This is a genomic window from Vibrio genomosp. F10 str. 9ZD137 (genome assembly GCF_049974785.1).
In the GTDB taxonomy this organism is placed as follows: Bacteria; Pseudomonadota; Gammaproteobacteria; order Enterobacterales; family Vibrionaceae; genus Vibrio.
In genome coordinates this window covers 1-2040 of record NZ_JBNGCJ010000759.1, presented here as the reverse complement: position 1 = coordinate 2040, position 2040 = coordinate 1, and the positions used below count along the sequence as shown (strand labels likewise).

General features: G+C 41.1%; 1 protein-coding gene and 1 pseudogene. Both read left to right on the top strand.

The genetic code is table 11. The features are described 5' to 3' along the window. Nucleotides 1-437 precede the first annotated feature (437 nt). A complete protein-coding gene (locus tag ACP45E_RS17790) occupies nucleotides 438-977 on the top strand; it encodes a CBS domain-containing protein (RefSeq protein WP_017033906.1) in 540 nt (179 codons plus the stop codon). Nucleotides 978-1117: 140 nt separating this feature from the next. Further along, nucleotides 1118-2040 (top strand): annotated as a pseudogene (locus tag ACP45E_RS17785) (hypothetical protein); the annotation flags it as partial.

The window sequence follows — 2040 nt, the reverse complement described above, 5'->3', positions numbered from 1 at the left end:
CTTGGCTAACACTGCCTAGCTCTGCCACTGCATCAAACACGGCTAATTGTTTTAACGAATATCGCACTATTGCTCCTTCAACCTACCTAAAAGTAGGGAAACACCACTTAGAGGGTGGTAAACATCAACGAATCAAATTTTTGAATCTAAGTTAAATATTGTATCAATTTTTATTGGAGCCGTATCGTCTTATTCTGCGATTTTCGTAATCTTATATTTCAACCGTTTAGTAGAGTAAATCAAATTATTTTAAGGGGTTTCTTTTACCTCATCGTAATCGTTATAGATGTTTAAGTATCAATAAAATTGATTGTAATCATAATACAAATGAATTTTACTTATTATTATTGGCTGAGTAATATTCATCTCATCAGCTCACTTGAGCAAATGGTTTCAATGAATAACTAACAACGTCTTGGTTTAATTAGGAGAATATTATGAATGCTTTACTTACTGTAAGAGACATTTTCAATGCACAAGCGCCTAGCTTGAGTGCAGACACCTCACTACCTTCGGCTATCGACCTACTGTCTAAAAATAGGATTAATGGGGCACCCGTCTGTGACTCAAACGGTGGGCTACTTGGGTTTTTATCGACGCACGATGTCATGGTTGAAATGTGGTGCCAAGATTACATTCCTGAAAATGACGTTAAAGTTGCGGATTTAATGAAAACCGATCTTGTCACGATTGATATCAATGAACGCTTAACACATGTTTTAGAGTACTTGGCGCTAGATAAAGAGCAGCTGTACCCATCAAGCACTATGGGTTATGCCACTCAATTGACCACATTGTCAGTCGAAGAACGCGCCAAGTCGATCAAAGTCAACAAGCCTCAGATTCTTCCCGTGCTTGAAAATGGCCAATACGTTGGTGTGGTTTCTCGTCAGGAAGTTCTTAAAGCACTGCGTTCTCTTTTCAACGATGCAGTCAGCCCAGTTTCTGATGATGTTGTTACTGCCATCGTCGCGTAATACGTCATCGATTATAGATCACCGTTTACAAACCAAAGTTTACTCACTTTGTGCCACTGACAATTGAAGGGATGAGTGGCAAGGGTTCGCACATTTGGCACGAGTGAGTCGTTTTACTTTTATTCTTTATTGGAGTTCTAATGGAACATATTTCCGTTCTATCTGCTGTTAACCACTATTTCCTTGCACTGGTTGCATTGACAATAATGGTGCTTGTTTCTCGCACCATTGTTGCTGGTACAAAGTATTCATCTCTATTGGTTATTGTTGTATTTGGTTTGGGCCTGGGCGCATTGCTTGTTAAAAGTGGTATGGCTGCCCCTGGTCTAGGCGAGTTTCCTGTTGTCGTTCTGATGAGCCAAACCACAGTTATCGCACTGATTGCTTCATTTTTTGTGGGCGGCCAAGAGATCAAACGTCTGCTTTCAAAGCAAGATTTTAACGTTGACGATAGCTACTTTGTTGCGTCTACAAAGGAAGTGATTGTTGGAACGACCAGTACTCAATTAACCTTTATTGTGCGCGCGTTCTTATTACTGATTGGTATTCAAACGGCCGATGTGCTTATTTCTGGCCGTGCAGAGAATTTCCCTCTGGGTGAATCGTTTTTGATCCTGTCGTACATCAGTTTGGCTGTGGCATTTATCTTTATTGATAACAGAGCGAAAACCGCGAACAGACAGCAATATCTTCGTAAAGGTTTGGTTGAAATGGTGGCACTCATTGTGGTGCTTAATGTTTCCCTGTGGCTTTCAACGATGGCAGCTCAATTTATTGGCCTTCCACAGATTTTCTTTGCGATGATCGTTTCTTCTGGCTTAGGTATGATGATGCCGAATTGGAAATTGGGTCCAACGATGAATGCTCTACTGTTTGCTGGTATTCCTCTTGTGCTTGCGGGTAGCTTTCTTGTTGGTGGTTCGCACATGATTGAAGCGTTTGCGATTCCGGGCCTAAGCAATGTGATTATTTATGGTTTTTCTGGTCAGATTTTCTGGATGTTTGGTGGTCTTGCTCTGCTTATCTTCTTGGGGAAAGCGAACCATTTACGTAACCTAGCGCC

Bases quoted from the DNA above. Each gene is read 5' to 3' on its own strand.
- ACP45E_RS17790 (WP_017033906.1), top strand. From the start codon at position 438: ATGAATGCTTTACTTACTGTAAGAGACATTTTCAATGCACAAGCGCCT.